The sequence below is a fragment of the Nocardia sp. NPDC058480 genome (assembly GCF_042720495.1).
GTDB lineage: Bacteria > Actinomycetota > Actinomycetes > Mycobacteriales > Mycobacteriaceae > Nocardia.
In genome coordinates this window covers 18458-42857 of the sequence record NZ_JBHXMN010000001.1, presented here as the reverse complement: position 1 = coordinate 42857, position 24400 = coordinate 18458, and the positions used below count along the sequence as shown (strand labels likewise).

Annotated in this window: 16 protein-coding genes; 7 read left to right on the top strand and 9 right to left on the bottom strand. The window is 68.6% G+C overall.

The window, feature by feature from the left end; all coding sequences use genetic code 11:
- Positions 1-7: 7 nt before the first annotated feature.
- Positions 8-3718 (bottom strand): nitrate reductase subunit alpha, encoded by a 3711-nt coding sequence (locus ACFWO8_RS00175; RefSeq protein WP_378940232.1) that lies wholly within the window; start codon positions 3716-3718, stop codon positions 8-10.
- A gap of 708 nt (positions 3719-4426) precedes the next feature.
- On the opposite strand from ACFWO8_RS00175, the gene ACFWO8_RS00170 reads away from it, so the two are divergent.
- The gene (locus tag ACFWO8_RS00170) at positions 4427-5239 is read left to right on the top strand and encodes a helix-turn-helix transcriptional regulator (protein WP_378940230.1); all 813 of its coding nucleotides are present in this window, start codon (positions 4427-4429) and stop codon (positions 5237-5239) included.
- On the opposite strand, the gene ACFWO8_RS00165 is transcribed toward ACFWO8_RS00170, so the two are convergent.
- Positions 5236-6069, bottom strand: coding sequence for an alpha/beta fold hydrolase (locus ACFWO8_RS00165; protein ID WP_378940228.1), 834 nt, complete (start codon positions 6067-6069; stop codon positions 5236-5238). The genes ACFWO8_RS00170 and ACFWO8_RS00165 overlap by 4 nt on opposite strands.
- Before the next feature lie 219 nt (positions 6070-6288).
- On the opposite strand from ACFWO8_RS00165, the gene ACFWO8_RS00160 reads away from it, so the two are divergent.
- Positions 6289-7188, top strand: coding sequence for a hypothetical protein (locus ACFWO8_RS00160; protein ID WP_378940226.1), 900 nt, complete (start codon positions 6289-6291; stop codon positions 7186-7188).
- A 22-nt stretch (positions 7189-7210) separates the two neighbouring features.
- Here ACFWO8_RS00160 and mtnC read toward each other — a convergent pair whose 3' ends face one another.
- Genes mtnC through mtnA form a run of 3 tightly spaced genes read right to left on the bottom strand, consistent with a single transcriptional unit; the run spans position 7211 to position 10448 of the window.
- A complete protein-coding gene (gene mtnC, locus ACFWO8_RS00155) occupies positions 7211-7906 on the bottom strand; it encodes an acireductone synthase (RefSeq protein ID WP_378940224.1) in 696 nt (231 codons plus the stop codon).
- Complete coding sequence (locus ACFWO8_RS00150; RefSeq protein ID WP_378940222.1) at positions 7903-8472, bottom strand: acireductone dioxygenase; 570 nt, start codon at positions 8470-8472, stop codon at positions 7903-7905. Before ACFWO8_RS00150 ends, mtnC begins: the two co-directional genes overlap by 4 nt.
- Positions 8469-10448: an S-methyl-5-thioribose-1-phosphate isomerase gene (gene mtnA, locus ACFWO8_RS00145; protein ID WP_378940220.1), complete on the bottom strand. Its 1980-nt coding sequence runs from the start codon at positions 10446-10448 to the stop codon at positions 8469-8471. The genes ACFWO8_RS00150 and mtnA overlap by 4 nt, the downstream gene beginning before the upstream one ends.
- 176 nt (positions 10449-10624) lie before the next feature.
- Between mtnA and ACFWO8_RS00140 the strand changes: the two genes are divergently transcribed.
- Complete coding sequence (locus ACFWO8_RS00140) at positions 10625-10900, top strand: hypothetical protein (protein ID WP_378940218.1); 276 nt, start codon at positions 10625-10627, stop codon at positions 10898-10900.
- Positions 10901-10950: 50 nt separating this feature from the next.
- On the opposite strand, the gene ACFWO8_RS00135 is transcribed toward ACFWO8_RS00140, so the two are convergent.
- The 4 genes from ACFWO8_RS00135 to ACFWO8_RS00120 form a co-directional block, all read right to left on the bottom strand.
- Positions 10951-11121 carry a hypothetical protein gene (locus ACFWO8_RS00135; RefSeq protein ID WP_378940216.1) on the bottom strand — a complete coding sequence of 57 codons (171 nt, stop codon included), beginning with the start codon at positions 11119-11121 and terminating at the stop codon, positions 10951-10953.
- Positions 11122-11421: 300 nt separating this feature from the next.
- Positions 11422-13161, bottom strand: coding sequence for an NTP transferase domain-containing protein (locus tag ACFWO8_RS00130; RefSeq protein ID WP_378940214.1), 1740 nt, complete (start codon positions 13159-13161; stop codon positions 11422-11424).
- Positions 13162-13241: 80 nt separating this feature from the next.
- Positions 13242-13532, bottom strand: coding sequence for an MGMT family protein (locus tag ACFWO8_RS00125; RefSeq protein WP_378940212.1), 291 nt, complete (start codon positions 13530-13532; stop codon positions 13242-13244).
- Positions 13533-13536: 4 nt separating this feature from the next.
- The gene (locus tag ACFWO8_RS00120) at positions 13537-14325 is read right to left on the bottom strand and encodes an alpha/beta fold hydrolase (protein ID WP_378940210.1); all 789 of its coding nucleotides are present in this window, start codon (positions 14323-14325) and stop codon (positions 13537-13539) included.
- 115 nt (positions 14326-14440) lie between these two features.
- Between ACFWO8_RS00120 and ACFWO8_RS00115 the strand changes: the two genes are divergently transcribed.
- The 4 genes from ACFWO8_RS00115 (at position 14441) to nudC (ending at position 24400) form a co-directional block, all read left to right on the top strand.
- Entirely contained in the window at positions 14441-18286 is a 3846-nt protein-coding gene (locus tag ACFWO8_RS00115) for an ATP-dependent helicase (RefSeq protein WP_378940208.1), read from the top strand.
- Positions 18283-21981, top strand: a complete 3699-nt coding sequence (locus tag ACFWO8_RS00110; RefSeq protein WP_378940206.1) for an ATP-dependent helicase — start codon at positions 18283-18285, stop codon at positions 21979-21981. Before ACFWO8_RS00115 ends, ACFWO8_RS00110 begins: the two co-directional genes overlap by 4 nt.
- A 329-nt stretch (positions 21982-22310) precedes the next feature.
- Complete coding sequence (locus tag ACFWO8_RS00105; RefSeq protein ID WP_378940204.1) at positions 22311-23366, top strand: potassium channel family protein; 1056 nt, start codon at positions 22311-22313, stop codon at positions 23364-23366.
- Between the two features lie 140 nt (positions 23367-23506).
- Entirely contained in the window at positions 23507-24400 is an 894-nt protein-coding gene (nudC, locus tag ACFWO8_RS00100; RefSeq protein WP_378942898.1) for an NAD(+) diphosphatase, read from the top strand.

Sequence of the window (24400 nt, the reverse complement as noted above, 5' to 3'; positions counted from 1 at the left end):
ACGCATGTCAGTACTCCACGTTCTGGTTGCGGCGGCGGATCGTGGTGACTTCGTCACGCTGGTTTCCGGTGGGGCCGTGGTAGTTCAGGGCGAAGGACTGCTGGGCGTAGCCGCCGATCAGGTGCGAGGGCTTGATCAGCACCCGGGTGAGCGCGTTGTGGATACCACCGCGCTTGCCCTTGGCTTCCTTCGTGGTGTCCTCGGCGCCTTCGATGCGCGGTACGTCGACCGCGCGGTCCTGGGCGTGGTACATGAAGACCGTGCCTTCCGGCATGCGGTGCGAGACGATCGCGCGGGCGACGACGACACCGTTGCGGTTGATCGCCTCGATCCAATCGTTGTCCGCCACCCCGATCTTCTTGGCGTCGACGTCCGACATCCAGATCGTCTGACCGCCGCGCGAGAGCGTCAGCATGTGCAGGTTGTCCTGGTAGGCAGAGTGGATCGACCACTTGGAGTGCGGCGTCAGGTACCGCACCGTCAGGCCGTTGCCGCTCACATTGCCGATGCTCGGCTCCGCGAACAGCGCCGACATATCCAGGGGCGGACGGAAGATCGGCAGTTGCTCGCCGAGTTCGATCATCCAGTCGTGGTCGAGGTAGAAGTGCTGGCGACCGGTGAGGGTGTGCCACGGCTTGAGCCGCTCGACATTGATGGTGAACGGCGAGTACCGGCGACCACCGGATTCCGAGCCCGACCATTCCGCCGAGGTGATCACGGGTACCGGGCGAGCTTGGGTGTCGGCGAAGGTAATCCGTTTGCCCTCGGCCTCTTTCGCGAGGTCGACCAGTTCGGTGCCGGTACGCCGCTCCAGCGCCTCGAACCCTTCGACCGCCAGCCGGCCGTTGGTGGTGCCCGACAGCGACAGAATGGCCTCGGCGGCGTGGGTGTCCTTGGCCAGTGACGGCCGGCCCGCCGCGATGCCGGAGACGATGGTGCCGTTCTGCCCGGCCAGGTACTCCACCTCTTCCTCGGGGAAGGTGGTGATGCCCTTGGTCGTCAGACCGAGCTTCTCCACCAGTGGCCCGAGCGCGGCCAGCTTCTCCGCGATCTTGGTGTAGTCGCGTTCGATCTCCACGATCTTGGGCATGGTCTTGCCCGGAATCGGCTCGCACTCACCGGCTTTCCAGTCCAGCACCTTGCCACCGGCCTGCGCCAGCGCGTCGGGAGAATCGTGCTGCAACGGCACCGCGACAATGTCTTTGCGGGTGCCGAGGTGCTTCTCGGCCAGCCAGGAGAACCCACGCGCGATCCGGTGGAACGCCTCGAAGTCGGTCTTGGCCTCCCACGGCGGCGAGATGGCGGGGGAGAACGCGTGCACGAAGGGGTGCATGTCGGTGGAGGACAGGTCGTGCTTCTCGTACCAGGTGGCGGCGGGCAGCACGATGTCGGCGAACAGCGTGGTGCTGGTCATCCGGAAGTCCAGTGCGAGAAGCAGATCCAGCTTGCCCTCGGCACCTTCCTCACGCCATTCCAGTTCTTTCGGGCGCACGCCGGTCGCATCGGTGGTCTGCAGGTTGGACCCGCAGCCGAGCAGGTGCTTCTGGAAGTACTCGTTGCCCTTGCCCGAGGAGCCGAGCAGGTTCGCGCGCCACACGGTGAGCACGCGCGGGAAGTTCTCCGGAGCGTCGGGGTCTTCGCAGGCGAAGCGCAGGTCGCCCGATTTCAAACCGTCGACGACGTGCTCGGCGGGGGTCTTGCCCGCTTCGGCTGCCTCGTCGGCGAGGTCGAGTGGGTTGCGGTTGAACGTGGGGTAGCTGGGCATCCAGCCCAGACGACTCGCCAGGGCGATGTTGTCGGCGGCGGTGCGGCCGGCGAACTTGCCCTTGCCCAGCGGCGACGCGAACGAGTCCGAGGTGAAGGGGTCGTAACGCCACTGGTCATTGGTGAGGTACCAGAACACGGTGCCCTGCATCTGACGCGGCGGACGCTGCCAGTCGGACGCGGAAGCCAACGTGGCCCAACCGGTGACGGGACGGCACTTCTCCTGGCCGACGTAATGGGCCCAGCCGCCACCGTTCTTGCCCTGGCAGCCGGTGAGCAGCGTCAGGGTGAAGAAGGCACGGTAGATCTGATCGGAGTGGAACCAGTGGTTGGTGCCCGCGCCCATCAGGATCATCGAGCGACCGCCGGAACGTTCGGCGTTGTCGGCGAATTCGCGTCCGATGCGCGCGGCCTGCGCGGCGGGAACGCCGGTGATGTTCTCCTGCCAGGCCGGGGTGTACGGCGACTCGGCGTCGTCGTAGCCCTTGGCCCATTCACCCGGCAGGCCGTCGCGGCCGACGCCGTACTGTGCGAGCAACAGGTCGAAGACGGTGGTAACCCGTTTGCCCGCAACGATTTTCGTCGGCACACCGCGGATGATCGACCCGGCGACATCGGTGTCGAATCGCGGCAGCGCGATGGTGGCGGGCTCGTCGGCGGAATGGCCGAGCAGGGTGAGCAGCGGGTCGACACCCTCGAGGTCGAGGTTCCACTTGCCCGCCTCGCGCTCGCCGAAGCGGTGGCCGAGCGAGCCGTTGGGCACGACCGGGTTGCCCGCCTGGTCCAGCAGCACCGGCTGGTGCTCGACGCCCTCGCCGGTGTGGCCCAGATCGGCGGCGGTGAGGAACTTGCCGGGAAGGGCGCCGTCCTGATCTGCCGCCTCGTCGAGGCAGATCAGGTACGGCAGATCGGTGTAGGACTTGATGTAGTCGGTGAACATCGGAGTCTGCTTCTCGATGAAGAACTCCTTGAGCACCACGTGGCCCATCGACATCGCCAGCGCGGCGTCGGTACCAGGGCGCGCGGCCACCCATTCGTCGGCGAACTTGGTGTTGTCGGCGTAGTCGGGGGAGACCACCACGACCTTCTGGCCGCGGTAGCGCGCCTCGGTCATGTAGTGCGCGTCGGGGGTGCGGGTCACCGGGACGTTGGAGCCCCACATGATGAGGTAGCCCGCGTCGAACCAGTCGGCGGACTCCGGCACGTCGGTCTGGTCGCCGAACACCTGCGGCGAGGCCACCGGCAGGTCGGCGTACCAGTCGTAGAACGACAGCATGTAGCCACCGATCAGCGACACGAAGCGCGCGCCGGTGGCGTGGCTGACCATCGACATCGCGGGGATCGGCGAGAAGCCGGCCACGCGGTCGGGGCCGTACTGCTTGATCGTGTAGACATGCGCGGCGGCCGCGATCTCGGCGGCTTCCCACCATTCGGCGCGGACGAAACCGCCCTTACCGCGCGCGGTCTTGTACGCCTTGGCCTTGGCCGGGTCCTCGACGATGGACTCCCAGGCCAGCACCGGGTCCTTGAGTTCGGCCTTGGCCTTGCGGTACAGGTCGAGCAAGGTGCCACGCACGTACGGGTAGCGCACGCGGGCAGGGGAGTAGGTGTACCAGGAGAAGGAGGCGCCACGCGGGCAGCCGCGCGGCTCGTACTCGGGCTTGTCCGAGCCCACCGACGGGTAGTCGGTCTGCTGGGACTCCCAGGTGATCACGCCGTCCTTGACGTAGATCTTCCAGGAACACGAGCCGGTGCAGTTCACGCCGTGGGTGGAGCGCACCACCTTGTCGTGCGACCAGCGGTCCCGGTAGAACTCGTCGGCATCGCGGCCGCCGACCTTGTAGACGGACCGGTTGTCGGGCGAGACCTCGCCCCGCTGAAAATACTTACCGAGGTTCAGCAATGTGTCGCCGAAATCGGTGGGCGACGGACCTTGCGTGCGCGAATTAACCACGACGCCCCCTTCGAGTACGTGAAATCGGGCTGTTGGGGAAACTCTAAGGAGGCGGACTCCTTCGGCAAAACGAACTTTTCACATCCGGATTCGGGTCGCGGTGAGCTGTGAGGTCGGCGAAATGCTGTGGTCACGGGGAAGGTACGTGGCGGCGCCCGCGATCGGGGGCTCACCAGGGTGAACGAGGCGCGAGCTGGCCGAACGCGGAGATCGAGGGGTGCGTCGGCGGGTCGGCGGTGATGCTTCGGAAACGACTGGTTCTCCCGCGGTTTACATTTGTTTACACGCCCGGTGTGCCCGCTGAACAGCACTGATGTGACGCCACACACAACTATGGCCGCATCGGATGAGCATCCGGCGCGGTGCCGAGCCGGCCGACGGTGGCGGGACGTATCCGGTGGTACCGGACGATCGCCGCGCCCGGCGGGACGGGTTTCAGCGCCGATCCGCGGCGAACTGGCGAGGCGCTGATCGGCGGTGGGTGTCCAGCAGGGGCGACGACCGCGGTCGAGCGGTGCGGAATCTTATAGCAATGCTGAACGGAAAGAATTAGAATCCTTTTAATTCGGTTCGGCACACCGTATTTCGTGACCACGCACACAGTTGCCGAAGGTTAACTACCCAAATGGCGCGGCGCCAATATAAAGAAACGGCATCTTTTCCGGTCGGCGGTTGGTTCGAGCTCGAGCAGTCGTCCAGGATGGGCCTGTGCAGACAGGAAGGGTTGGGGTGCTACCGAAGCCATCGTTCGACGGACCCGATGGGCCGCCGAAACCGCCGACGCTCGGCGGATTGCTGCGGCGACTTCGCGACGATCGGCGGATTTCGAGGGAAAAACTCGCCTTCGCGGCGGGGGTCAGCTCCAGTTACATCACGCATTTGGAGAGTGGGGATAGAGACCGGCCGACGCGCGCGGTGATCGAGGCGCTCGTGCGCTACCTCGACCGGATCGCGCCGGTGACAGATATCGAGCGCAGACACCTATTCGATCTTGCCGGGCTCGCCCCTGTCGATAATCCCACAGTCGAGGATCTGCGCGCCGAGATCAGCGTCGAGATGCGCCGGACATTGGCGTTGCAGGAACCCGATCTGGCGGCCTATGTCGACACGCGCTGGAACGTGCTCGCGGGCAACGAATCCTACGACCGCGCGTTCCCTGGACTGGTCGAGGATGTCAATATTCTGCGCTGGTTCTTCGGCAACCCGCTCTCGCGCAAAGTAATGGTGGAATGGGAGAAGGAGTCCACGCTCACCGTGCACTGGCTGCGCGGCCTGATCGGCCAGCAGGTCGGCGGTGACTGGGCTGCCGAACTGCTCGACGAATTGGCGCAATATCGCGACTTCCGCCGCACATGGGACGACGGCGACACCGCGTACGGGCGCGAGCACACCGCCATGCGGCTGTGTGATCTGCACACCGGCGAGAACTACACCGTCGACGTCCAGCTGTTCCGGCTCGACTCCGTCGCCTATCCCGGCCGCATCCAGTACTACCTGGGTGTTCGCGGTCTCGACCACTAGATTCCGACGACCGCCGCCGACTGGACGGCGTCCGGGGCGCTGGCCGTGACCAGTGCGGCCAGTGCCGCGGCGACCTGCTCGGGATGGGTCAGCGCGCAGCCGTGGCCCGCGCCGGCCACCGTGCGCACACCGTTCGCGCCCGGCAGCCCGTCCGCCAATTGCGTGCATTTGTCGGCGGTGCTGCTGTGGTCGTGTTCGCCGCGCAGCACGAGAGCGGGCACGCTGATCTCGCCGAGCCGCCCACGGACCGAATCGCGCCCGATCAGGCAGTCGGCCGCCGGGCGGATCGCGGTGCGATCGGCGGCGAGCCAGCGGGTGATCCAGGTCTGCCAGATCTCCGGATCGGTGCCGCCGATCAATCGCGGTGCGAGGTCTTGCGCCAATGGCCGCAATGCGCCGCCGTCGCACCATTCGTCGAAGAAGTTCTCGTAAAAGGTTTCGTCGTCTCTGGTGCACGCATCGGCCTCGGTATCGAGCAGTGCCAGCCCGGTGACGCGTTCGGGCGCGAGCAACGCCATCCGCAGTGCCGCGTAACCGCCCTGACTCACGCCGCCGACAATCGCGTTCTCGATGCCGAGTGCGTCGAGCACCCGCAGGCCGTCGGTGGCCAGATCCCAATAATCGAAACCGGGGTTGTCGCCGTATCCGGTCCGGCCGTGACCACGCCCATCCCAGGTGACGACATTGATATCGGTGTGCGCCAGTACCTTCCGGATCGGGTCGAACATGGATTCGTCCATGAGGAATCCATGGGCGAGCAGCAGCGTCGGACCATGGACGGCATCGGTGTGGAAATGGATATTGACAGAATCGGAGTGCACGAAGGGCATGGTCGAAACATACAAGCGAATCAGTCGATTTCGCCCGGTTGCGGACCGAATGCGGCATCGCCTGATCGGTGTACGGCCGGTTCTGTGAATTCACTGGCGAGTGTATGTACCTAACTGGGGACAAATATTTGTGCGCGCCCAGTGGACATGTCTGTTCATGACCGATTGGATAGGAGGCGTCGGCGAAAATCGGCTCGAATCGGAAAAACGGGGATATTGATGAGGGTGACGGAGCAGGGGCAGGATGCCCACATAAGTCTGGCCGCCGCGGGTGACAGCGTGTCGGCGACATTCGCGGTGTGCGACGCGGAGGGCAGGGCGATCTGGTACGGCCCGTTCATCGACGCCGACGCCGACCATCCGCGCGGCGACCAGCTCGCTGCCGCCATGGGTGCCGCGGGCCGCGCGATCTGGCTCGCGGGCCGAGCACGCGAGGACACCGGGGTCGAGAAGGTGACCTTGCACCTGGCGGTCAGCGAGGAGGGGCTCGACGCCATCACCCTGGCCTGCACCGCGTCGATGGCCGGGCTGGCCCTGGATCTGGTTGTCACCGAAGACAATCCGGCACTGGACTGGTGCCAGGCGTTCGGCAGGCTCGACTGGACATCGGGCCCGTTGACCGATCTCGTCGATCCAGAGGTACCACAGACGATTCCGACGCTGCGGGCGATCACCGGCGGCCTCGACCAGCAGTCCGAACCACAGGAAAGGCTCGACATGCACGAACTGGCAATCGATCCCTCGATGGAACTGCGCTCGGCACTGGAAAGTCTGCTGCTGCACGACGCCGTCGGCATGGACGCCAAGATGCGTCACGCCGTCGCCGCCGTCGTCCACCTCGCTGTCGACACCCCGCACGGCCCGCCCGAGGACGCTGAGGAATTCCTCGGCCGCCTCGACGCCTCCTGGCTGGTCGCGGCCTGGCTCGGCCACGACACCGAACTCTCCCTCATCGCCACCCTCGCCGCCGGCGAGATCCCCGCCCTGTCCTGGTGCGAACTGATGTTCACCACCACACTGGCACCATGGTCGACGAGCCCGGTCGCGGTACACGCGCGACGGGTGTTCGGGACGGTGCAGCGTGGGGCGCTGGGCGCGGTCCGGGCTCAGGTCGGCTGAGCAGCGTCGCGCTCCGGGTTCGTCATAGGTGGTGTCGGTCGGCGTCTATGTCGGCGAAGGAGCTCACCCAAAGATGGGGTGGGCGTGGGGGGTTGGGCTCGCCGGGGCGGTGCACGCCGACGACCTGCCAGCCTGCGGTGACCGCGGCGTCGAGTTCATCCGGGTGGTCGGACAGAAACAGGATGTCCGGCGGGGGGACGCCGATGCGTTCGGCGATGGATTCGTAGGACGTCGGCTCGCGTTTAGGGCCTGCGGTCACCAGGTCGAAGTGGTCGACTATGAGGCCGGACAGATCGCCCGCGTCGGCGAAGGCGAACCAATCACGTTGGTTGCGTTCGGATCCCGAGGAGTAGACGTAGAGCTTGGTGCCTGCGTCGTGCCACGCTTTCAGCGCGGGTGCCACGTCGTCGAAGAAGCGGCCGTGCAGTGCGCCCGCGCGGAATCCTTGGGCGCAGATCGCGCCCTGGGCCGTCTTGAGTGGTTCGGCTTTGACGTCGGATTCCAGCCAACCGCGCAGGATTTCGGCGATGCGGTCGGTTCCCGCGTTGGCTTCACCGGCGAGTTCGCGGGTTGCGACGATCACCGAATCTGCTGTGCCGTCGGTGTTCTCGGACAGCCAGGCCCGAAGGTGGGCTGAGGTGTAGCCGTAGAGGTCGGTGCGGACCGCGTCGGTGGGGCTGGTGGTGCCCTCGATGTCGAGGACGATCGCGCGGGTCACGCGAGCAGTTCGTCGAGTGTCGGGAAGCCCGCGCTGATCTTGTCGCCGGTGAAGTCGCCGACCCAGCCGTCGGCCTCCTCGAAGAAGCGGATGGCGATGAAGTCGGGGGTGGTGCCCATGTCGAACCAGTGCAGGGTGCCCGCGGGGACCGAGAGCAGGTCGCCCGCTTCGCAGACCGTCGCGAGCACGGCATCGCCCACGTGCAGGTAGAAGCAGCCGCGGCCGGCGGCGAAGAAGCGCACCTCGTCCTCGGCGTGGCGGTGCTCGTCGAGGAACTTCGCACGCGCGCCGGCGGCCGTGGCGGGCCACTCCGGGTTGCCGGTGTCGGGGTGGATGCGGGCGACGTCGATGTGTTCGTAGCGGCCCGAGGCGTTGAGTTCGGCGATCTGCGGGCCGTAGTGGGCGAGCAGGGTGTCGGAGTCCGTGGCGGCGGCGTCGGCGAGCACGTCCCAGTGCGAGTAGGCGATACCGTGCTGTGCCAGCTCGGCGCCGATCTCGGTGGGGTCGGTGGTGCGCACCCGGACGTCGGCGGCGTTGTCGGCGGCCATCACTTGCAGCAGGGTCATGTCGGTCCGATCTCGAGAGGCGTGGCGTCGGTACGTCCGGTGCGGGCGATCAACTCGCACAGGGCTTCCAGGCATTCGGCGCGATCACGCGCCTGGGCAAGTGTGTCACCCCAGGTGCTGATCCCGTGCCCGGTAATGAGCAGAATCGGTGGGGCATCAGGGTTTTCGCGAAGATAGGTTTCGATGTCTGTGCCGATGCGTGGGACGTCCGGCCAGTTCGGGAACACCGGGATCGCCACCGACGACGGGTCGGCGAGGCCGAATCCCTTGAGCAGTTCGAAACCGGTGATCCGCACAGGAGTTACCGCGGCGCCGGGCCGCGCGGCGGTGGTTGCCAGCGCGGTGGCGAACGGGGAGTGCACGTGTACGACCGCACCGGCAGGGCGGGTGCGGTAGACGGCGGTGTGAATGCTGGTCTCCGCGGACGGTTTCCGGCTCTGGCCGGGGCGCGGTGTGGTGTCGGAGATCGCGACGAGCACCGTATCGTCCGCGCCGAGTTCACCTTTGGACAGACCGCTGGCGGTGATCAACGCGTCATCGTCGATTCGGACCGAGATATTGCCCGCGGTGCCGGGCATCCAGCCTCGCCCATAGAGCTGGTGTGCGGTGTCGGCGATCGCCCGTCCCCGCTCGGCGAAGCGTTGGAGGGTGTGGTCTGCGGCCACTTCGGCGGCGTGTGCGGCGATCGTCTGGCTCTGCTCGGGGAAGCGCTGCGTCCGGTCGACGGTGCCGACTTCGGCCGCTGCGGCGGCGGGGATTGCCCGGCCCGGTACGGCGAAGGGCCGCGTGCCGCCGGTGTTCGCAGTGGTGGCAGCCGTGGTAGCACTGCCTTCCTCGTCGAACTCATCTGAATTCCGGTAGACCACACCGTTTTCCGTGACCACAGCGGTAACGAGGTCGGTAGGGGTTACGTCGAAAGCCGGGTTGAACACCGCGGTATCCGCCGGTGCTGTCGCGATCCCGCCGAATCCGGTGACCTCGGCGGCAGTCCGCTGTTCCACCACGATCTGCGCGCCGGTCGCCATCGCGGGATCGCGGGTGGACTCCGGGGCGACCACGATGAACGGGATGCCGTGGTGGCGCGCGGCCAGCGCCAGGGTGAAGGTGCCGATCTTGTTGGCGACATCGCCATTGGCGGTGATCCGATCCGCACCGACGAGCACGGCGTCGACCTGACCGGTCGCCATCGCCCACGCGGCGGCGGAGTCGATGGTCAGCCGGTGCGGGATGCCCGCCTCGGCCAGTTCCCACGCGGTGAGCCGGGCGCCCTGCAGCAGCGGGCGGGTCTCGTCGACGATCACGTCCTCGACGGCGCCGCGCTCGTGCAGCACCCGCAGCGCGCCGATCGCGGTACCGAACGCGCTGGTCGCCAGCCGGCCGGTATTGCAGTGGGTCAGCAGCCGGAGCGGACGCTCACCGCACAGTCGTTGCACCAGGTCGGCGGCATGGGTGGCGGCGGCAAGGTTGACCCGACCGTCCTCGGCGAGCAAGTCGAGGGTCTCGGCCAGCACCGCATCGGCGCCGTCGGCGATCCGGGCACGTACCCGGTCGACTGCCCACGCCAGATTGACGGCCGTCGGGCGCGCCGCGGCGATGCGGTCGGCTTCGGCCTGCACCGCGGCCACATCGACCACACCGCGAGCGCGGATTCCGGTTTCGCCGGGCACGCTGTGGACCGGGCTGCCCCCGTCATCGAGGACGCCGTCGGTCGAGCCACCCGTCTTGCCGGGCACACCGTTGGTCGGGCGATCCGCCGCGCCGGGCATACCGTCGCGAGTGTGTGCCCTGGTGGCGATGACCACACCGAACGCGCCCGCGATGCCGATCGCCGGAGCGCCGCGAATGGCGAGGGTCGTGATCGCGTCGATGATCTCGTCGACGGTGCGCAGGCGCAGTTCCCGCACCTCGTGCGGCAGTCCGCGCTGGTCGATGGTGACGAGCGCACCGTCGTCCCAGATCAGGGAACTGTCGTCCATCGGGGTTGTCCTTACAGGTCGCTTGCGATTGCGGCCCGTAAACGGTATCCGACCTGGGCGTGCCCGGACTCATGGGCCTACGTGTGAACAGACCCCGAATCTGTCACCACATGTCCGAGCGGCTGAGACAACGCGGCGCTCTGTCGCGACTGCGGGCTGTGATCGTCGGGAGTTCCGTGCGACAGGCAAGACAGCAATCCTGGGCCGGATACGGCTTCGCCAGCCTGTTCATCAGTCACGATCTGGCCGTGGTGCACCAGGTCGCCGACCGGGTTGTGGTGCTGCGGCAGGGCCGGATCGTCGAAACCGGCGTGGCGCGCGCGGTATTCGCCGCACCGGCTCGGGAGTACACCCGCCGCCTGGTCGACGCGGTGCCCGTTCCCGATCCGTCGACGGCGCGGCGGGGGCGGGACGGATCCGGGGCAGGCGCGCGACTGAGCATCGGGGCATGACGTGGACGAGCCGCCGGTAGCGATACCGGCGGCTCGTCGACACACGTATTTCAGTGATGGCCGGGGCGGCGCTGCTGATCACGCCGATCGTCCTGGCCTGCTCGCGTCATCCCTTGCGAGTCCTGCTCCTGCCGCTGCCCCTGCTCCTGCCGCTGCTCCTGCTGCTGGCGCGGCATCTGCTTGGGCATCTTCTTCGGTGCTTTTTTAGACTTGTCAGCCATCTCCACACGGTCCTTTCCGAGGGATAAAGGTTTCAAAAGCCTTCAACGCACTGTCCGACGCAATCCACCTCGCGTGCGGGGCGTCCCACGCCTGACTCGTCCAACAATAAGCACCAATACGGCGCGAGGGTAGACCTGAGGCAAAAATAGGTTTCCTACCTGCGTGAATGCGGCGTGTCAGTGCCTGGGATCCATCGGTCCGGATAATCCGGACTCCGCCATTCTGTGCCTACTCGAGAATTGTGTCGAATGTGGGGTATTCGATCTCGGTCATATTCACGAGGCTTGGCAAGAGTTCGGTCAGGAGGGGAGTGGGAGGAACTCGACGGTTGATCCGTCGGTGGCATCCGGGGGGACGATGACCAGGCCGTCGCGGTCTATGAGGCCGGCCAGGTGGGCGGTGCGGACTAGGGGGTCGCCGAGCCAGCCGCCGTCGGGGGCGTAGCGGGCGGGGGTGATGCGTGGGACCGGGGCGGTGATCTCGGCGGCGTTGTGGAGGGGGCCGAGGATTCTTCGGGGGAGGGGGGAGCCGGTGCGGGCGGCGACGATCGCGGGGGTCAGGGCGAGGAGGACGGCGATCGCGGCGAAGGGGTTGCCGGGGAGACCGAGGATGGTCGGTCCGGTGGGGAGCTCGGCGACGACGGTGGAACCGCCGGGGCGCAAAGCGAGTCGGGGGACCAGGATGCGGGCTTCGGCTCGGGCGATGGCGGTGCGGAGCTGGTCGGCCGCGCCGCCGCCGGTGGCGCCGACGACGACGAGTAGGTCGAAATCGGAGGTGTCGGTGAGCATGTCGTCGAAGCCGTGCGCGGTGTCGCGCAGGTGGACACGGTCGATGACGCGAACACCGCAGCCTGTGAGCAGATCCGGCAGGACGGGGCCGATCGAGTCACGGGTCTGGCCGGTCTGGAGGGGGCCGGTGCTGCGAATTTCGTCGCCGGTCATGACAATTCGTGCGCGGACCGGTCCGCGCACGATGCCCGTGGTGACCTCGACCGAGGCGGCGGCCGAGCGCAGGGCCGCAGTGACTCGCGTGCCTGTCGGTGCCACGAGGTCGCCGATCTTCCTGTCCTCGCCGCTCTTTCGGACATCACCGCGGATCGGGGTGTCGGGCAGGCGGGTCAGTTCGTCGCCGGTGATGGTGGCGAATTCGTCGCGCAGGACCGACGTGGTGCCGTCGGGGACGTGGGCGCCGGTGGCGATGCGCACCGCTTCGCCCGAACGGAGACCCTCCGGCCTCGCGCCGCCCGCGAATCCGACGTCGCGGCGTAACTGCCACGGGCCGTCGCCGCAGACGGCGTAACCGTCCATGGCCGAGACGTCGAAGCGGGGCAGTGGGCCCGCGGCGGTGATCGGTGCGGCCAGTGCGGCGGCGGGGACTTCGCTCAGCGCGGCCTCGTAGGCGACCAGGGGAGTCAGGCCGGTGCCGATACGTTCGCGCGCTTCGGTGAGGTCGAGGCGGGTCGACGCGCGGTCGGTGGCCAAGGACTCGCGGGCGCGGCGGACTTCGTCCTCGGTATCGCAATCAGCGATATCGGGCAGCTCGACCAGGATCGTCTCGGCGGGCACGATGGCCTTCATCGGCTGGTTCACCAGCGAATCCAGTCCGGCCAGCGCTGTCACCAGCGCGCTGCGCCGCCATGCGCCGACGAGATACTGCGGGCGACCGGCGGCATCGATCGCGAAAACGGCATCAGCGGTGGATTCGGTTGCGCTGCGCAGCAATTCGTGGACGGTCTCGTCGGTGAGGAAGGGCATGTCGGCCGCGAGCACGACGACCCAGGGCGCGGCGGAATCGAGTGCGGTGAGGCCGGTGCCGATCGCCGCGACCGGGCCGGAGCCCGGCGGCACCTCACGAACCTGCCCGAACCGGGGATCGAGCTGACGATGCGGTCCGACCACGACGACCTCGGCGCAGTCGCGCACCGAAGCCAAGGCCGCGTCGAGCATCGAGCGACCACCGATCACGATCGCCGGTTTGTCGACCCCACCCATCCGGCTGGCTCGCCCACCGGCGAGCACGATGGCATCGGCGGTGGTCATCGGATGATCCTGGATCGGGTAATCGGCACGAAAGTCATGCTAGTAGGCGTGACGCCGGTGCTCGCGCAGCCAATAGCCGCTCAGAGTCGCGCCGTGCGCAGGACGACGCGGCCGTCGACGATCGGAACGCCTTCTTCGGTGAGCAGCCGCAGCTGACGGGTGGCGAGGTGCGCGGCGGGGCGGCCGCTGGCGCCGATGACGCGGTGCCAGGGGAGGTCCGCGGAGTCGGTGCGCATGATCCAGCCGACGGTGCGAGCCGAGGACAGCCCGGCCGCCGCGGCGATATCGCCGTAGGTGCAGACGCGGCCCGGTGGAATCGCGGCGACGAGTTCGCGGACCTTCTCCACCTGTTCCTCCGTCGTGACGGCCATCGGGCTAGAGGACCGTGGCGATCAGCGCGGCCGTGTCGGCGGGGCGGGCTTGGGCGACCATGTGGTCGCAGTCCCAGACCTCGGCGGTGAAGGTGTCGAGGTGAGAAGTGAGGGCAGCCAGGAACTCCGCGGTGACATACGGCGGCTGCACCTTGGCGGCGCGGACCAGCACCGTCGGCAGATCGGCTGGCGGCAGCACGAACGGTCGCGCCAGCTGACCCCAGTACGAGGTGATCGCCGGCTGGAAGATGCGCCAACCGACCCGGCCGCCCTCGGTCGGCACGAGGTGCTCAGCCAACTCGCGCTCCAGGATCTCGGGATCTACCTCGCCGGGTCCCCACGCACTGACCTGCTTATCGGAGCGGGCCTCGGCGAGGTCGGTGTAATCGGGGGAGGCGAGATTCGCCAGGGCGATCTGCTCGATCAGTTTCGCGTCGATGCCGATCGCGGGATCGAGCAGGACGAGCGCGCGCACGAGGTCGGGATGCTGCCGGGCCAGATGGATGCCGGTCGCGCCGCCGAAGGAATGGCCGACCACGACGACCGGGCCGTCGGTCTCGGCGCGCAGCAGCTGCGCGAGATCGGCGACGATCGTGTCGAAATCCCACGGCGGCAGTGAGGTGGAGCGGCCGTGTCCGCGCAGGTCGGGGGCGATGATCCTGGCCTGGGGCAGGTGCTCAGTGGCGAGGGTTTCCCACCGGTTGCCGTGGCCGGTGAGACCGTGCAGGGCGAGGACGACGGGACCGTCGGCGGGGCCGAATCGGTGCACATGAAGCGACGACACAACTGCCATTCTGGCCGGTCGCGCCCGGTCGCGCAGCGTGTCCCCCCGGTAGTGGTGCGCCGGTGTGTCGGACTGGTCTGTTGCAATAGCCGATGTGGTGCGATCGGATAGCTCGGTGCGACTCGTGCGCCGGACAACGCGGGCGCCCCGGCCGCGGGCCTGGGGTGCGTCCGTCCGCGCGCTGTTCGCCGAGCAGGCCCAGCCCGCGCCGCTCCGTCCAGGGTGGCGGCCGTGGCAGGTGCTGGGCGGGCCGGGCACGGGCAAGACCGCGCTGCTGATCGATCTGGTGACCGCGCGGATCGCCGACGGCGCCGACCCGGCATCGGTGCTGGTCCTCACCCACACCAAGCACGCCGCCGCCGCTCTGCGCGATGCGATCACCCACCAGCTGGGGCCCGCCGCGGGTGGTATTCCGGGCGCGAGCCGGGAGCCGATGGTGCGAACACTGCACTCCTACGCGTTCTCGGTGCTGCGCCGGCACGCCGACCTGCACGGCAATCCGCCGCCGCGGCTGCTCACCGGCGCGGAACAGGACGCGGTGCTCCGGGAGATGCTGCGGGGAGATCTCGCCGACATCGAAGACGGGGCAGGCGGACTGTGGCCGCCGCGATTGCAGCCCGCGCTGGCATTGGGTGGGTTCGCCGAGCAACTGCGCGATCTGATGTTGCGCGCTACCGAGCGCGGACTCGGGCCAGAAGACCTGATGGCGCTCGGTCGGGAACACGACAACGACGCGTGGGTCGCGGCCGGGCGGTTCTTCCAGCGCTACGAACAGGCCTCGATGCTGCGCTGGTCGGTCGGTGTCGCCGCGCCGGAGGCCACCGCGCCCGCCCTCGATGCCGCGGAACTGGTCGGTGCCGCTCTCGACGCCCTGGCCGGCGACCGGAATCTGCTTGCCGGTGAACGGGATCGGATTCGCTTCCTGCTCGTCGACGACGCACAGCACCTCGACCCGCAGGCCGCGACGCTCGTGCGCGCCATCGGCAGCGGCAGCGCGAGCACCGTGATCACCGGCGACCCGGACCAGGCGGTCTTCACCTTCCGCGGCGCGGATTCACACTTCCTCACCGACCTCGACACCGTCGCGCAGCGTCGAATCATCCTGCGGCACAACCATCGCAGTGGTGCGCCGATTCGTTTGGCGAACGCTCGCATCGCGGCGAGGTTGCCAGGCAGCGCACGGCACCGGGTACTACCGGGACAGGAGAACAACGCACCCGAGCCCGCCGAAACCTGGGGACAGCCGGTAGCGAGCGAGACTTCGGCTCCGGGTGACATCGATCTGTTCGCACCCGGCGACCGAACCGATCGTGCCGGACACGATTCGGCGGGTCCGCATCATGGCGAGTTATCGCACCGGGCAACCACATCCGACGATCTGCCGCCTGGAAACGAATCAGACGTGTGGTCAGGGCCGGAGTATTCGCTCGATGAACCGCCGCCGGATGACGAGTCATGGGTGCCGCCGGAGGACCTGCCGCCCGTCGACGAGTCGAGCGTGCGGGTGCGTGTGCTGTCGACGCCCGCCAAGGAAGCGGCGCTCATCGCGGATCATCTGCGCCGCGCGCACCTCACCGATGGGGTGCCGTGGTCGGCGATGGCGGTGATCGTGCGGTCGGTGCCGTTGTCGCTGGCGCCGTTACGGCGGGCGTTGCTGGCGGCGGGGGTGCCGGTACGCAGGCCCGCGGTGGCCGAGCCACTGGCGCGGCGGCGTGGGGCGGCGTGGATGGTGCTCGCGTTGCGGGTGCTGTTGGCAGGGGATTCGTCGCGGCCCGGTTCGCGGCGGGCGATCGATGCGATGTTCTCGCCCGACGATGCGATGGATCTGCTGTCCGGACCACTCGGCGGGGCCGACCAGATCGCGCTGCGCCGATTGCGCCGCGGTGTGCGGCGCAGCGTGCTCGACCTGGAACGCACGGGCGCGCTCGCCGAGCCCTTCGCCGACGGCGCCGACCAGTTCCTGCTCTGGGAAGAGGTCGCGCCCGCGCCGGAAATGCCTGAGCCCGAACCGGATCCGGTCGACGACGAATGGCTGCCGCCGCCCGACCCGGATGATCCGCTGCGCCCGGAACCCGAACCGGACTGGGATATCGCCGAGCGGCTGCCCGACGATATCGACCTTCTCGATGTCGAGAACCCGCCTGCCGCGAACACCGTCGTGGAAGTCGTACGCCCGCAAGCGCCCGCGGTGCCGCTGATCGACCAATCCTCCGCCGAGGTACTGCGCGACCTGATCGTCGGCGTCGGCGAACAGCGATTGCTCGACGGGCTCACCGAAGTCGAAGCCGCGCCGCTGCGTCGCGTATTGCGTGCGGTGGCGAAGGCGAAACAGGCCCAGGCCAGGGGACAGGGTCTCGAAGACGTGCTGTGGACGTTGTGGACGAATTCGCGGCTGGAGCGGCGCTGGTTCCGGCAGTCGCGGCGCGGCGGAGCGTCGGGCATGCAGGCCGATCGCGACCTCGACGCGGCCGTCGAATTGTTCGATGCCGCAGCCGCTTACGTCGACCGGCTGCCGAAAGCGAGCATCGACGGCTTCGTCGAATACCTACTGCACCAGCAACTTCCGCAGCAGGGCAGACCGCTCACCGCCGAGGGGGACGCGGTGACACTGCTCAGCGCGCACGCCGCGGCAGGCCGGGAATGGGACGTGGTGGCGGTGGCGGCCGTGCAGGAGGGCATCTGGCCCAACCCCCGCTCGCGGGGCACGCTGTTGCACACCGAGGATCTCGTCGACCTGGTCGCCGGGGTCGATCCGGGCGCGACCGTGAGCCGGGCCGCGCCGATCCTGGCCGAGGAACGCAGGCTGCTGCTCGTGGCGTGCAGCCGGGCGCGGCGGTCATTGCTGGTCACCGCGGTCGAATCCGCTGCGGGAGACCAGGATCTGGTGCCGTCGCGGTTTCTCACCGAACTCGTCGGCGACGACGACAGCGGCGAACCCGGCGCGCTGCCCGTCGCCGATCCAGGGCGTGCGCTGGTGATGCACGCGCTGGTCGCCGAATTGCGCGGGGTGGTGTGTGATCCCGCGGCCGATCCCGACCGTCGCGACCGGGCCGCACGTCAGCTGGCGCGGCTCGCCGACGCGGGCGTGCCGGGCACCGACCCCGGCGACTGGTACGGCACCGCCGAACTCAGCTCGCAGCGCGAACTCTGGGACGACGACGATTCGCCGATCGGGTTGTCACCGTCGACGGTCGAACTGCTGCGCACCTGTCCGCTGCGGTGGGCGCTGGAACGGCACGGCGGCACCGACGGCGACAACCCGCACGCCGTGAAGGGCAACCTCGTGCACACCCTCGTGCAGGCGCTGGCAGGCGATGTCCCCGAGGCGCAGGTGCGAGCGGCACTGGACCAGGCGTGGAAAACGGTCGACCCGGCCGACGGCTGGCATTCGCGACAGGAACTGCGCCGCACCGAGACGATGCTGGAGACCTTCCTCGCCTGGGTGCGCAGCACGCGCGGTGAGCTCACCCAGGCCGGGGTGGAGGTGCCGGTGGACTGCGTGTTGCCCGCACGTACGGAAGGCGCACGGGCCGTGCGGATTCGGGGACGCATCGACCGGCTCGAACGGGATGCGCAGGGGCGCTTCGTCATCGTCGACGTGAAAACGGGCAAGACGCCGGTCAGTGAGAAGGCGGTGGCCGACCACGCTCAGCTGGCGACCTACCAGGTGGCGGCCGCCCATGGCGCCCTGGACGAGGAAGAGCCGGACGAGCCGACTGCGGTGGTCGACCCCGGTGGCGCGCGGCTGGTCTATGTCGCCAAATCGAACCGCAAGACCGGCGCGGCCGAGCGGACGCAGAGCGCGCTCGACAGCGACGGACTCGACCAGTGGCGCACCACCATTCACGATGCGGCCGACGCGACACGCGGGCCCGGCTATCTGGCGGTGCGCAATGACGGCTGCAGGCATTGCCCGGTCGCGGGCAGTTGCCCGGTGCAGGACACCGGACGGCAGGTGACCGACGAGTGAGCGGCGTGCGCGTCACCCCGCAGCGGTTGGCCGACGCGCTCGGCCTGCCACCCCCGACCGATGAGCAGTCGGCGGTCATCGCCGCGCCACCAGGGCCGACCTTGGTCGTCGCGGGCGCGGGCGCGGGAAAGACCGAGACGATGGCCGCGCGGGTGGTGTGGATGGTGGCCAACCAGCTGGTCGCCCCGGATGAGGTCCTCGGGCTGACCTTCACTCGAAAAGCCGCCCAGCAGTTGACCTCTCGTATTCGTACGCGGCTGGCACGGCTGGCCGGCGCGCCACTGCTGCGCGAGATCGACCCCAGCGGCGCGTTGCGCACGATCGTCGCCGGGGCCGAGCCGGAGATCAGCACCTACCACTCGTACGCGGGCAGGCTGCTCACCGCACACGGGCTGTTGCTGCCGGTGGAGCCCTCGGCGGCGCTGCTCACCCAGACCCAGCTGTGGCAGCTCGCGCACGAGGTGGTGCGGTCCTGGGACGGTGATCTCGACACCGACCGCACCCCGGTCTCGGTGACCGAGGCGGTGCTGGCCCTGTCCGGGCAGCTCGCCGAACACCTGGTGGAACCGCAGCAATTGGCCGAGGCGCACGCGGAGCTGGAGAAGCTCGTCTACACGCTGCCCGCCGGTCCACGTCAACGCGGCGGACCGAGTCAGGCGCTGGTCGGCGTGGTGACCGCGCAGCGTGAGCGCGTCGCCCTGCTGCCGCTGGTCCACCAGCTCGCCGACGCCCTGAACCGGCGCGGCGCACTGGATTTCGGCTCCCAGATGTCGCTGGCCGCGCAGCTCGCCGTCGACCATCCGGAAGTCGCCGCCGCCGAACGCGCTCGATTCAAGCTGGTCCTGCTCGACGAATACCAGGACACCGGGCACGCCCAGCGTGTGCTGCTCTCGGCGCTGTTCGGCGATGCCGAAGCGGTGCAACAGGATCGGCCGAGGAAGCCGGTTCGGATTCGGGGTGATGCGCGGCCGACCCGAGCGCACGAGGCCGACACCCTGTTCGCGGTGGACGGTCATGATCCGCCATCCCCGCAGGTTGGCGTCGCCGAACAGGGAAGCGCTGACGTGGGGGTTGGCCACCTGTCGCCCGGTGGTGACTCTGTCGGCGAGCCGGGGGCCGGTAAGCGTGGTCGGGGTGAGCCGGCGACCGACGGTCCTGCCGGTGGTCGTCTCGGTGATGGCAGACCGAACGGTGGGCGCGCGTCTGACAGTGCCCTCGCGGTGACGGCGGTAGGTGACCCCATGCAATCCATCTACGGGTGGCGTGGTGCTTCGGCGGCCAACCTGCCGAGGTTCGCCACCGACTTCCCCGCTGCGCCAGGGATTCCCGCGCCGGTGCTGCCGCTGCTGACCAGTTGGCGCAATCCGCCCGAAGCGCTGGCGTTGGCGAATCTGGTGGCCGATCCGCTACGGAGGGTGGCGCGGGCGGCCGGTGGGGCGACGGTCGACGCGTTGCGGGCCAAGCCGCAATCGCATGCGGGAGTCGTCGAGTTCGCGCTGACCGAAACCATCGCGCAGGAGCGGGACTGGATCGCCGAGCGGATCGCGCGCGAGTGGGCGACGGCGCGGGAGCACGAAGACCCGCCACCTACTTCGGCGGTGCTCATCCGGCGCAATGCCGATGCGGCACCGCTCGCCGAGGCGCTGCGTGAACAGGGGTTACCGGTCGAGATCGTCGGGCTCGGTGGGTTGCTGGCGACGCCGGAGGTCGCCGATATCGTTGCCACGCTGCGGTTGATCGCCGAACCGGGGACCGGGAGTGCGGCGGTCCGGATTCTCACCGGGGCCCGGTGGCGGATCGGGGTGACGGATCTGGCCGCGCTGGCGCGGCGTGCGCAGATGCTGTCCATCAGCAGCGTGTCGGGTGCCGCCGACGCCATCACCGATGCCGCCGGACTCGCTACGGCGCTGCGTGAGGTCGCGCCCGAGCCGACCGAGCGGGCGGGTCTCGCCGATGCCATCGCCGATCCCGGTGCGGCGGACCAGTATTCAGAAGCGGGGTTCGCGCGGATCGCGGCCTTGAGTGAGGAGCTGGCCGCACTGCGGGAGCGCAGTGGGCAGCCGCTGGTCGAACTCGTCGCCGATGTCGAGCGGACCATCGGCGTCGGGGTCGAGACCCAGGCCAGGCGGGCGATCGCGGGTGGCGGCGCGGGGCGCGAGCACCTCGACGCCTTCGCCGAGGTGGTCGCGGGGTACGCGGCTGATTCCCGGGCATCACTGAGCGGCCTGCTCGCCTTCTTCACCGCGGCGGAGTCGGTCGAAAATGGTTTGGAGCCGGGCGAAGTCGAGGTCGCGCGCGATCGGGTGCAGGTACTCACCGTGCACGCTGCCAAGGGCCTCGAATGGGAGGTCGTCGCGGTGCCGCACGTGAGCGCGACGGTATTTCCCTCGACCACCGCCCTGAGTACCTGGCTCGGCGCACTCACCGAACTCCCCACCACCCTGCGTGGCGACCGTGCGCAGCCGGACGCGTCCGAGGGTGTGCCCGTGCTCGACCTGAGCGCCGTGGGGGACCGCTCCGAACTCGAACACGCGATCGCCGACCACAAGGACGCGCTCAAGAGCCGCCGGCTCGACGAAGAACGCCGCCTGTTCTATGTGGCTCTCACCAGAACTGAACGGGTGCTGCTGGTTTCGGCCTATTACTGGCCGGAGACCGGCACCTCGCAGAAGGGCCCGTCGGACTTCCTGCTAGAGCTCAAAGAGGCGAACGAGAACCCGGGCAGCGAGGCCTTCGGCGTCGCCACCATCGCCCGCTGGGACGATAAGCCACCGCCGGACGCGGTGAACCCCTTCGCCGACAACCCGCCGACGGCCCCATGGCCACGCGACCCGCTCGGCAACCGCCGCGACCCCATCGAGCAGGGCGCCACGCTCGTCCGCGAAGCGCTCGACGAATTGCGCAGCGGCACCTCAGTTGCCGACAGCACCTCCGGCGATCAGGTGGGGATCGACGACCCCGAAGGCTGGGTCAACGACGTCGACGCGCTCCTTGCCGAATTCACCGCGGCCGAACTCGCCGAACAACAGGTGGAGCTGCCGGGCCAACTCCCCGCCACCGCACTGGTGGAGCTGCGCGCCGACCCGACCCGGCTGGCCGCTCGGCTGCGCCGCCCGCTTCCGTACCCCCCGAACCCGATGGCCCGGCGCGGCACGGCCTTTCACGCCTGGGTGCAATCCTGGTTCGGCACCGAACAGCTGCTCGGCCTCGACGAATTGCCCGGCGCCGCCGACAGCACCACCGAAATGGGCCGCGCCGACCAGGAGCTCGCCGCCATGCAGTCCGCGTTCCGCCGCTCACCGTGGGCGCACCGCAACCCCGTCGACGTGGAAGTGCCGTTCGAAACCAGCATCGCGGGCACGGTGATTCGCGGCCGGATGGACGCCGTGTTCGCCGAACCCGGTGGCCGCTGGATCGTGGTCGACTGGAAGACCGGCGCCGAACCCGGCCCCGCCGACGAGCCCGCCGTCGCCATGCAGCTGGCCGTCTACCGCCTCGCCTGGGCCCGCCTGATGGCCGCCCGCACCGGCGAGACCGAGGACCGGATGCTCCAACGCGTCGGCGCCGCATTCCATTACATCCGCTCCGGCCGCACCATCGCCCCCGAGCGACTGGCAGGCCCAGCCGAACTCGAGCGCCTCATCCGCGACGCCGCGCCGGAAAACACCGACACCGATCCACATGAGGCCAACTGAGCCGATAGTCTTGCGGTCGCCGAAGGATGACCTCCTGAGGCACAGGCCCGAGAATGATGTGGCGCTTGCGTCGGTTCTCTGCCGCCTCGATCCGAACAGACCTAGGGTTCCTGGGTCGCCTGATGTTTGTCAGCGCGACGAGGGAGTGCCCTGGCGAGGGAAGCTCGAGTTCGACTAGGCCGGTCACTCGGCGGCGCCAGCCGCCGGGTTTCGGCCGCCTTGATCTGGACTGACCGAAGGGCGCGACGAAGGAGTGCCCGTAGGGAGGGAAGATCAAGGTTCCCAGGCCGAAAACCAGCGGCGCCAGCCGCCAAAATTACAGGAGCAGCATGTTCGGTGACACGCGCAACCCGGTGGGGTTGAGCAGCAGTCCCGACTACGCCCTGGTCGGTCTGTTGCGGATCCCGGCGGCGCAGTCGAGCCCGTGGGTTTCGCTCACTCGTCGTGTGTTGTTCGCGATCTCACTGCTGTTCACCGCCGCGGCAGTGGTCTATCTCGGCCGCCACGGCTACCGCGACAACACCGGTGACGAGCTGTCGTTCCTGGACGCGATGTACTACGCGACGGTGTCGCTGTCGACCACCGGTTACGGCGACATCGCCCCGGTGACCCCGTCGGCACGGTTGGTGAACATCATCGTCATCACCCCACTGCGCGTCCTGTTCCTCATCGTGTTGGTCGGTACCACTCTCGGCGTGCTGACCGAACGGTCGCGGCAGGCATTCAAGATTCAGCGATGGAGGCACACCGTGCGTAATCACACCGTCGTCGTCGGCTACGGCACCAAGGGCCGCACCGCGATCGATGCGATGGTCGGTGACGGGATCCAGGTGTCCGACATCGTGGTGGTCGATACCGACCCCGTCGCACTCGAGGCCGCCGCTGCCGCGGGGCTGGTGACCGTGCACGGTTCGGCGACCAAATCCGATGTGCTGCGGCTGACCGGCGTGCAGCGGGCCTCCGCCGTCGTCGTCGCCACCAATCGCGATGACACCGCCGTGCTGGTGACGCTCACCGCGCGCGAGTTGAACAAGACGGCCAAGATCTCCGTGGCCATCCGCGAAGCGGAGAACACCCACCTGGTCCGTCAGTCCGGCGCCGACTCGGTGGTGGTGTCCTCGGAGACCGCGGGTCGGCTGCTCGGTATCGCCACCACCACACCGACCGTCGTGGAGATGATGGAGGACCTGCTCACCCCCGAGCAGGGCTTCGCCGTCGCCGAGCGCGAGGTGGAGGCGAGCGAAGTGGGCGGATCGCCGCGCCATCTCAGCGACATCGTGCTCGGTGTGGTGCGCAACGGCGCGCTGATCCGGGTCGGCGAACCCGAGGTCGACGCCCTCGACGCGGGCGACAAACTGCTCTACATCCGTCGCGCCGGAAAGTAAGTCGCCACGCCCGAGGCGTACCCCCCGCCTTCGCTGCTGAGGGTCGCTGTCGCGTCTGCGCCCATTATGCGTACCTCCACCTTCGCTCCGGCCGTGCGCAGCTGAAGAACGCTGTCCCGTCGGCGCACACTATGCTCGGCATCGTGTCGTTCCGGCTGAAAGACGTTCCGCTGCTGTCACGTTCCACCATCGACCGGGCGGAGAACGCCCGGCTCGATCCCGGAGCCCTGCGCGAAGGGTGGGGGAAAGCGAAGATCCTGCGTATCGACGCGCGCGGGAAAGTGCGGGTGGAGGGCGGCAAGATCATCCTCGACGCGGCTGTTTCGGTTGCCGAGGAGCCCGGCGCCGGCGCGGTTTTCCTCGGCGTCGTCGATGGCAGTCACCTATGGGCGGTTCGTGCGCACGACCTCGACGGCACACTGAAGGATCTGCGGACCCTCGGCGCCGTCGACGACTTCACCGCTGAGCTGCTGTCCACCGCGTACGCGCTGCTCAACTGGCACGACCGGGCCGGGTTTCACGGTGGCGACGGCACGGCGACCACGCCGGCGCGCGGCGGTTGGTCGCGGCTGACCGCGACGGGCGAGGAAGAATTCCCGCGGATCGACCCCGCGGTGATCTGCCTGGTCCACGACGGTGCCGACCGCGTGCTGCTCGCCCGTCAGCAGAGCTGGCCGGAGACGATGTTCTCGCTGCTGGCCGGCTTCGTCGAAGTGGGCGAATCGCTGGAGCACTGCGTGGAACGGGAGGTCCGCGAGGAGGTCGGCGTCGACCTGCGCGATATCCACTACCTCGGCAGCCAGCCGTGGCCGTTCCCGCGCTCGCTGATGGTCGGCTTCGCCGCGGTCGGCGACCCCACCCAGGAACTCGTGTTCTCCGACGGCGAGATCGCCGAAGCGCACTGGTTCACCCGCGACGAGGTCCGCGCCGCCTTGCAGGTCGGCGACTGGTCGGCGAGGGAACCCGGCGCACGACTGCTCGTCCCCGGATCCATCTCGATCGCGCGATCGATCATCGAGTCCTGGGCGGACTGA

Coding starts and splice junctions, on each gene's coding strand:
- ACFWO8_RS00135 (WP_378940216.1), bottom strand. CDS start 11,121: ATGGCTGACAAGTCTAAAAAAGCACCGAAGAAGATGCCCAAGCAGATG.
- ACFWO8_RS00105 (WP_378940204.1), top strand. CDS start 22,311: ATGTTCGGTGACACGCGCAACCCGGTGGGGTTGAGCAGCAGTCCCGAC.
- ACFWO8_RS00160 (WP_378940226.1), top strand. CDS start 6,289: ATGAGGGTGACGGAGCAGGGGCAGGATGCCCACATAAGTCTGGCCGCC.
- ACFWO8_RS00125 (WP_378940212.1), bottom strand. CDS start 13,532: ATGGCCGTCACGACGGAGGAACAGGTGGAGAAGGTCCGCGAACTCGTC.
- ACFWO8_RS00165 (WP_378940228.1), bottom strand. CDS start 6,069: ATGCCCTTCGTGCACTCCGATTCTGTCAATATCCATTTCCACACCGAT.
- ACFWO8_RS00120 (WP_378940210.1), bottom strand. CDS start 14,325: ATGGCAGTTGTGTCGTCGCTTCATGTGCACCGATTCGGCCCCGCCGAC.
- mtnA (WP_378940220.1), bottom strand. CDS start 10,448: ATGGACGACAGTTCCCTGATCTGGGACGACGGTGCGCTCGTCACCATC.
- ACFWO8_RS00150 (WP_378940222.1), bottom strand. CDS start 8,472: ATGACCCTGCTGCAAGTGATGGCCGCCGACAACGCCGCCGACGTCCGG.
- ACFWO8_RS00130 (WP_378940214.1), bottom strand. CDS start 13,161: ATGACCACCGCCGATGCCATCGTGCTCGCCGGTGGGCGAGCCAGCCGG.